The sequence below is a fragment of the Noviherbaspirillum suwonense genome, from assembly GCF_900182955.1.
In the GTDB taxonomy this organism is placed as follows: domain Bacteria; phylum Pseudomonadota; class Gammaproteobacteria; order Burkholderiales; family Burkholderiaceae_D; genus Noviherbaspirillum_A; species Noviherbaspirillum_A suwonense.
Genome location: NZ_FXUL01000031.1, coordinates 64,340 through 72,195, shown reverse-complemented (window position 1 = coordinate 72,195; position 7,856 = coordinate 64,340). Strand labels below are relative to the sequence as shown.

Annotated in this window: 5 protein-coding genes; 2 read left to right on the top strand and 3 right to left on the bottom strand. The window is 70.6% G+C overall.

From position 1 onward, the window contains the following. On the top strand, positions 1–364 hold a 364-nt coding region (locus QOL82_RS26325; protein ID WP_283445290.1), incomplete at its 5' end, for a hypothetical protein. A 53-nt stretch (positions 365–417) separates the two neighbouring features. On the opposite strand, the gene QOL82_RS26320 is transcribed toward QOL82_RS26325, so the two are convergent. The 3 genes from QOL82_RS26320 to QOL82_RS26310 are packed head-to-tail and all read right to left on the bottom strand — an operon-like array spanning position 418 to position 4,924. Further along, complete coding sequence (locus QOL82_RS26320) at positions 418–3,270, bottom strand: c-type cytochrome (RefSeq protein ID WP_283445289.1); 2,853 nt, start codon at positions 3,268–3,270, stop codon at positions 418–420. Beyond that, a complete protein-coding gene (locus QOL82_RS26315) occupies positions 3,267–3,749 on the bottom strand; it encodes a (2Fe-2S)-binding protein (RefSeq protein ID WP_283445288.1) in 483 nt (160 codons plus the stop codon). The genes QOL82_RS26320 and QOL82_RS26315 overlap by 4 nt, the downstream gene beginning before the upstream one ends. A 29-nt stretch (positions 3,750–3,778) precedes the next feature. Continuing rightward, positions 3,779–4,924: an FAD-dependent monooxygenase gene (locus QOL82_RS26310; RefSeq protein ID WP_283445287.1), complete on the bottom strand. Its 1,146-nt coding sequence runs from the start codon at positions 4,922–4,924 to the stop codon at positions 3,779–3,781. Between the two features lie 284 nt (positions 4,925–5,208). Between QOL82_RS26310 and QOL82_RS26305 the strand changes: the two genes are divergently transcribed. Further along, positions 5,209–7,464, top strand: coding sequence for a xanthine dehydrogenase family protein molybdopterin-binding subunit (locus QOL82_RS26305; RefSeq protein ID WP_283445286.1), 2,256 nt, complete (start codon positions 5,209–5,211; stop codon positions 7,462–7,464). The last annotated feature ends 392 nt before the right edge of the window (positions 7,465–7,856 follow it).

Genomic DNA, 7,856 nt, shown 5'->3' with positions numbered 1-7,856 from the left:
GTCCGAAACTCGCTTCGCTCAGACAGCGGACGCTTCTTTATCCGTTTCAGGCGCTGGCGACGCGTCGCCATCTAACGGGGATTCACTGCAACGGCCACGGCCACTTCACAAGCAACGGCAACAGCAACAGCAACTGCAGCAGCAACTGCAACAGCAACTGCAGCAGCAACTGCAACAGCAACAGCAACAGCAACAGCAACTGCAACTGCAACAGCAACAGCAACAGCAACAGCAACCGTCGCTGCGCGGCGCTAACGGCAACAGCAACGGCAACGGTCGCTACGCGGAACGTCAACCGCAACCGTCGCTGCGCGGAGCTAACTGCAACTGCAACCGTCGCTGCGTGGCCCCACACCGCCTGTGATCACCGCAAGCCATCCCACCCTTCGCCCCGCGCTCGATAGCGCCACACCACCATCACTTCCCCCCGGCCCTGACCCGCGCGACCGTCGCCGCAACATCCCCCCACGCCGGCTTGTCAGGCGCATACAACCCCCGCAGGTATTCGACAAGCGTGACCATCTGCCGGTCCGACAGGCTGTCGGCAAAACCGGGCATGGCCCCGACCTGGCTGGACGCCGTCGTGGACACCCCATGCATCAGCACCTGCACCAGGTTGTCGGCACGCGCACCGTGCAGGTTGGTGTTCAACGCAAGCGGGACCTTTTCGCCGAAGACCGGCGCGCCCTGCCCGGCCTGGTGGCAGACCGCGCAGGCGCCGGCGAAGAGGTTGGCGCCCGCGCCGGTCAGCGTCGCGGCGGCGGACTGGCTGCGCTGCCGGATGGCGGCGGCCTGCGCTGCGGGGGTGTCGGTCGAGCCGGAGGACGTGAAGGAGGCGATATAGGTGGCGATCGCCATCACGTCGCTGTCGGGCAGCGCGGACAGGCCTTCGACCACGGGCGCCATCGGGCCGGCGGCGGGGCCGTGCAGCGGCGCGTAGCCGTCGCGCAGGTAGCGGTACAGGGCGTCGCGGGTCCAGGGGATGGGCGCGGCGGACAGCGCATTGAGGGCGGGCGCATCCCATCCTTCGGCATGGCCGCCGCCGAGGTAGGCCTTGCCGCCGCGTTCCGCGCCGAGCGCATTGCGCGGCGAATGGCAGGCGCTGCAATGGCCCAGTCCCTCGGCAAGGTAGGCGCCGCGATTCCATTCGACCGACTTTGCCGGGTCGGGCGCGAAGGGCGCGTTGCGGTGGAACAGCAGGTTCCAGCCTGCCATCAGCGGGCGCGCGCTGAACGGGAACGCCAGCCGGGTCTCGGGCGGCGTCGCGGGCACCGGCGGCTGCGCCATCAGGTAGGCGTACAGCGACTGCATGTCGGCGTCGGTGACCCTGGCGAAGGCGGTGTACGGGAAGGCCGGGTACAGCCGGCGACCGTCGCGGTGCACACCGTCCCGCATGGCACGCTCGAACGCGGCATAGGACCAGGCGCCGATGCCGCTTTGCAAGTCGGGCGTGATGTTGGTGCTGTAGATGGTGCCGAACGGCGTGTCGAGCGCGAGGCCGCCGGCATTGGGGCGGCCGTCCGGCGCGGTATGGCAGACCACGCAGTCGCCGGCGGCCGCCACCAGGCGGCCGCGCTCTATCGTCTGCGCCGAATAGAAGCCGGGCGGCGGCGGCGCAACCGGCGCGATCGGCGCGGGCCAGGGCGAGACCGCGGCGAGCAGCGCGGCTGCGGCGGCGATGCCCGCGCCGGCGCCGGCCAGCAGGCGCGCGCCGCGGAACGGCTTCTTCGCCGGGGCCGACAGGGCGGCCCGAAGGCGGGCGGCGCTGAAGGGCGGCTCGCGCATGCGGACGCCGGTCGCGTCGAATATCGCGTTGGCCACCGCCGCGGCGGCCGGCAGCATCGCGATGCCGGCGCCGCGCAATACGGTCGGGTTCTGCGGCGGGCCGGGCATGGCCACGGTACGGCCCGCATCGTCCGGCGCACGCGTCGCCAGGCCCCAGGCGTCGAATGCGGGCGCGTCCGCGGTGAGCCGGCCGGCTTCCGCGCGCGCTGCGCCTTCGAGCAGGCTGGCGGACGCGGGCAGTGCCGTGTCCGGCGCGGCGGCCTCGTGCCCGACCACGACGCGCGCGATGCCGATCTCGCCGGTCGACAGGTCCACCGACACATCGACCACCCAGGCGGCATGGCCGGCGTCGATGCCGGCATCCGCCTCCAGCACGCCGGCGTAGGCGAAGCCGCGGCCGCTTGCGACCCCGGCCTGCGGGCGCTGCCCGCTGCGCCCGGTCCAGCCGGCGCGTGCGGCGACGTCGCGCACCAGCGCGCGGCCCCGGTCGTCGGCGATGGCGTCCAGCCGCATCGCCACCGGGTCGACACCGGCCGCAAGCGACAGCGCGTCCATCTGCGACTCGTGGGCGAATACCTGCGCGGCCGCGATGCCGGGCGCGGGGTCGGCCAGCGGCGCGGCGCCCGGCGTCGCGACGGCGCTGATGCGCATGCCGGGATAGGCATACGGCGGCGCCGCGAAACGGGATGCCGCGGCGATCTGGCTGGCGGGACTGGCAATGCCGGCCAGCAGCAGGGCCAGCGGCGGCGCGGACGGCGGCGGCGCGCCGGTGGTCATCTCATAGGCAAGGAGCCGATGGCCAGCGCCCAGCGCCGCGCGGACCCGGCTGGCGAACAGGTAGCCGTCGCCGACCTGCACCTGCGCGGGCGTCAGCCTCACCTGCACCGGGTGGCCCGCCGCCTGCGCGAGCAGGACCGCATCGGCCGCCGCATGCCGGGCTTCCGCGCAGGACGCATCGCCCTCGATGCAGGCGACCCGCACCCGGTCCACCGGCAGACCGGCCAGCGCGGCGAGTTCGGCGCGCAGGCCGGCTGCCGGATCGACCGGCGCCCATACCATCAGGCCATCGCCGTCGAAGCGCGCCGTCGCCCATGTGCTGCCGGGGGATGCCGCGAGGGGCCAGCGGTACTCGGCCTCCACCTCGACCGCGCCAACCCGGTCCGCGTCGCCCCGCTCGGCCAGCACGGCGACGGGCAGCGGACTGCCGGCCGCCGGCCCGGGCGTCGGCGCGCGCCAGCGCAGGCGCAGCCGTTCCACGGCTTGGGCGGCCGCCTCGGCCGTGGTCGCGACGACGCCGACGAAGTCGCCGCGCACCACCACGTCGACGACGCCGGGCAGCGCGCGCGCCGCGTCGGCGTCGACGTGCAGCAGCCGGGCGCTTTGCGGCGGGCTGGTGTTCCAGTCGATCTGCGGCGGCCGCGCCACCGCGCCATGGAGCAGCGCCGCCCCCACGGGCAACGGCGGCGTCGGCGCCTGGCGCGTCATCCGCCGCGGTCCTCGGCCAGCAGCCGCGCGGCGAGCATGACGGCGCGCACGATCTCGACATGGGTGCCGCAGCGGCACAGGTTGAAACGCAGCGCCTCGCGCACCTCGGCCTCGGTGGGCGACGGGTTGGCGGCCAGGAAAGCATGGGCGGTGACGATCATGCCATTGAGGCAGTAGCCGCACTGGGCCGCTTCCTCGATGATGAAGGCGCGCTGCACCGGATCGGGCGCGCCGTCCCGCCCCAGTCCCTCCAGCGTCGTCACGCTGCGCCCCGCCACCGCCTGCAGCGGCAGCACGCAGGAGCGGGCGGCGACGCCGTCGACCAGCACCGCGCAGGCGCCGCACTGGCCGAGGCCGCAGCCATACTTGGGGCCGTTGAGTTCAAGGTCGTTGCGCAGCACGTACAGCAGCGGCGTGCGGGCGTCGAGGTCCAGTCGGTGCGCCTGCCCGTTGACGACGAGGCTGGTGCCGGCGGACATGGTGCAGGCGCTTCCGGGAACGCCGCGGCTCAGACCGATGCCGCCGGGCTGACCAGCGGCACGTTGAATACGTCGTAGCCGAAGCACCAGTCGGGGTTTTCATTGGTGCGCAGCCAGGTGTTGTTATGCGAGACCAGCTGCACCCGCCCGGCGCGCTCGGCGCGGTTCGCTTCATACAGCGCAAAGGCGGCGGCATGGTCGTCCAGCCCGGCCTCGCTGAAGCAGCGCACCAGCATTGCCGCATCCTCGATGGCCATTGCCGCGCCCTGGGCCATGTGCGGCTTCATCGGGTGGCAGGCGTCGCCCAGCATCACGAGGCGGCCGCGGCTCCACAGCGGCAGCGGGTCGCGCTCCAGCAGCGGCCACTTGGTGACTTCCTGCGTGGCGTCGATCAGCGATTGCACGCCCTGGTGCCAGCCGTCGAACGCGGCCCGCATTTCATCCTTGCTGCTCGGCACCCAGCTCTTGCTCATGTCCCAGGTCTCTTCCGGCACGCCGGTCACGTAGTAGATCTCGTCCTTCTTTCCGGTGACGAAGTACACCATCATGTGCCGGTCGTCCGACCACCACTTGGTGCACATGTCATGCTGAAAATCCCGGACCGACGAGATCGGGAACACGGCCCGGTGGCCGACATACCCGGTGTACTTCGGCAGCGCTTCGCCGAGCAGGGTGTCGCGCACCTTGGAGTTGATGCCGTCGGCGCCGATGACGATGTCGGCTTCCTCGGTGCTGCCGTCGGTGAAATGCAGCATGACCACGTCGCCGCGGTCGTCGATCTTCGACAGCTTCTTGTTGAAGGCCAGCCGGTCGGACGGAATGGCTTTCACCAGGAGCTCATGGAAGTCGCCGCGGTGCACGGTCAGGTAGCTCGAGCCGTAATGGCTGAGCGCGTAGTCGCCCAGCGGTATCTGCGCGATGACCTCGCCGGTCTTCCAGTCGCGGCTGTACCAGTAATCGGGATGACAGCCGGTGCTGTTGAGCGCGTCGGCAATGCCGATGCGCTCCATCACCTTCATCACGTTGGGGCCGACGTGGATGCCGGCGCCGAGCCGGGCGAATCCCGGCGCCTGCTCGTAGACCCGGACATTGAAGCCGGCCTTGTCCAGCAGCGAGGTGGCGGCTGCGCCGCCCAGTCCGGCGCCGATGACTGCGATCCGCGGTGATTTCTGCACAATGACGCTCCTCGAACGGTACGGTGGGAGACGCCATTGCGCCTCGATTGAAATAAAGTGTACACGCTGTTTTTTTTGAAGTAAAGCATCGCATTGCCGATTGCCGGGAAAGCTTTTTACTGGTGCAGCGCAGCGAAGAATGCCTTGATTCAGTGCAGCTAAATTGGCGACGCACCTCGATGTGACAATGGGCATTTGCCTGCCTGCGCGAGACGCTGGACAGCGTATTCATTTGCCTATATATATAGTGTATGCACTACACCAAGCGAGCAAGGCCAACGCCGATGCATGACAACCATCCATGGACCCGCAGCCGCCTGCTGCAAACCCCCGGCGTGCTGCTGATCACCCGCGCCGCCGCGCCTGCGCCGAAGCCGGCGCCGGGGCAGCCGGGCGCGGCCTCCGATTACCTGCAGGCCGACCCGGACATCTTCGTCGCGGTGCTGGCCAGCGGCGACGTGCTCGCGTTCAATGGCCATGTCGACCTCGGCACCGGCATCCGAACCGCGCTGGGGCAGATCGTGGCCGAGGAGCTCGACATGCCCGTGTCGGCGGTGCGGGTGGTGCTCGGCCACACCGGCTGCGCGCCCAACCAAGGGCCGACCATTGCGAGCGCGACGATACAGATTTCAGCCATCCCGCTGCGCAGGGCCGCGGCCCAGGCTGCATGGCAGCTGCGCGAACTGGCGGCGCAATGGCTGGGCGTTCCGGCCGGCGACGTGCGGGCCGACGCCGGCATCTATCGCAGCGAGTCGAAGCCGGGCATGCAGGCAGGCCACGCGGACCTGCTCGACGGCAGGCACATCGAGCTGGCGCTGGACGAGGGCATGCCGACCAAGCCCGTCGACCGGTACCGCGTCGTCGGCCAGCATGCGCCCCGGGTCGACATTCCCGGCAAGGCCGCCGGCCGGCTGACTTTCGTCCATGACATGCGGCTGCCCGGCATGCTGCATGGCCGCGTGGTCCGTCCTCCTTATGCCGGGCAGGACAGCGGCAGCCATGTCGGCCGCAGCCTGGAGTCCATCGACCGCGACAGCCTTGCCGGCATACCCGGCATCGTCGACGTGGTCACCGCGGGCGACTTCATCGGCATCGTCGCCGAGCGCGAGGAACATGCGGCGCAGGCGGCGCTCCGGCTGAAGGCACGCTGGCGGCCCGTGCCGCCGCTGCCGGCGATGGACGACCTGGAGGCCACGCTGCGCGCGGCGCCGGCGGAACGCCGGCCGCTGGCGGCGGACGGGGACATCGGCGCGCCGCTGCCGGCCGGCGCGCGGCAACTGGTACGCACCTATGTCTGGCCGTACCAGCTGCATGGATCGATCGGGCCGTCATGCGCACTGGCCGACTGGCGCGATGGCCGGCTCACCGTCTGGTCCGGCACGCAAAACCCGCACGTGCTGCGCATCGACCTCGCGCGGCTGCTCGGCCTCGATGAAGGCAGCATCGACATCGTCCGCATGGAAGCGTCGGGCTGCTATGGCCGCAATTGCGCCGACGATGTCAGCGCCGACGCGGCGCTGCTGTCGCGCGCGGTCGGCCGGCCGGTGCGCGTGCAGCTGACCAGGCAGCAGGAGCACCAGTGGGAGCCGAAGGGCGCGGCGCAGCTGATGCAGGTGAGCGGCGCGATCGACGCCTCCGGCGCGCCATGGTCATACGACTTCCTGACCCGCTATCCGTCCAACGACGCGCCGACGCTGGCGCTGCTGCTGACCGGCGCCGTGCCGGCCGACCCGCGCACGCTGCAGATGGGCGACCGCACCGCGGTGCCGCCCTACCGCTATCCGCATACCCGCATCGCCTGCGACGACACCCCGGCCATCGTCCGCTCGGCCTGGCTGCGCGGCGTGTCGGCGCTGCCCAATTCCTTTGCGCATGAATGCTTCATCGACGAGCTTGCGCAGCTTGCCGGCGCCGACCCGCTGCAGTACCGGCTTGCGCACCTGCCCGATGCGCGCGCCGCCGCGCTGCTCCAGGCCGTCGGCGAACGGGCGCAGTGGACCGCGCAGGCGAAGGGCAGCCGCGGCCAGGCGCAGCAAGGCATGCTCCGCGGCCGCGGCGTCGCCTATGCGCGCTACGTGCACAGCAAGTTCCCGGGCTTCGGCGCGGCATGGTCGGCCTGGGTGGTGGACCTCGAAGTCGATGCCGCCACCGGCCGCATCCGGATCAGCCGGGTCGTGGTCGGCCAGGACACCGGCATGATGATCAACCCCGACGGCGTGCGGCACCAGGTCCATGGCAATGTGATCCAGGCGCTGAGCCGGGTGTTGAAGGAGGAAGTCAGCTTCGACGCCAGCGGCGTCGAGAACCGCGAATGGGGCAGCTACCCGCTGCTGGGCTTCCCCGAGCTGCCGGAAATCGACGTGCTGCTGATGCCGCGCCAGGAAGAGCCGCCGCTGGGCGCCGGCGAGTCGGCGTCGGTGCCCGGCGCAGCAGCGGTGGCGAACGCGCTATATGACGCAACGGGCGTCCGGTTTCATGCGCCGCCCTTCACCGCGGACAAGGTCAGGAAGGCGCTGGAGAGGATGGCGTCCGGTCGCTAGCGGCCGGACGGGCGGGTGCCGGACGACGGCGGGCTGATGGCCTGCGGTGCAATGCCTGGCTACGGCCGCTGTGTGGACATGACGGGGTTCTCGCTGAGGCTCACCTATCCCGACGCGACGCAGGCCCGCGAGGTATTCGGCATGCTGGTCGACCGCTTCGGCACCCGTGGATCATCATCGGCGGCCGCAAGCAGATCTGATACCCATCCCCCGTCATGGCGTACCGGACGAGATCGATGGTCCCGATTCGTTAACGTGGCTCGTTGGCTCGTTGGCTCGTAGGGTGTAATAAGCGCAGCGCATTACACCCTACGAATTTTCACGGCACGTTGCGCATCGGGATGGTTCAAGCCGACGCGGGCCGGATGCATGCCGGCTCGCATGGCATGCCG

Coding starts and splice junctions, on each gene's coding strand:
- QOL82_RS26305 (WP_283445286.1), top strand. CDS start 5,209: ATGCATGACAACCATCCATGGACCCGCAGCCGCCTGCTGCAAACCCCC.
- QOL82_RS26320 (WP_283445289.1), bottom strand. CDS start 3,270: ATGACGCGCCAGGCGCCGACGCCGCCGTTGCCCGTGGGGGCGGCGCTG.
- QOL82_RS26315 (WP_283445288.1), bottom strand. CDS start 3,749: ATGTCCGCCGGCACCAGCCTCGTCGTCAACGGGCAGGCGCACCGACTG.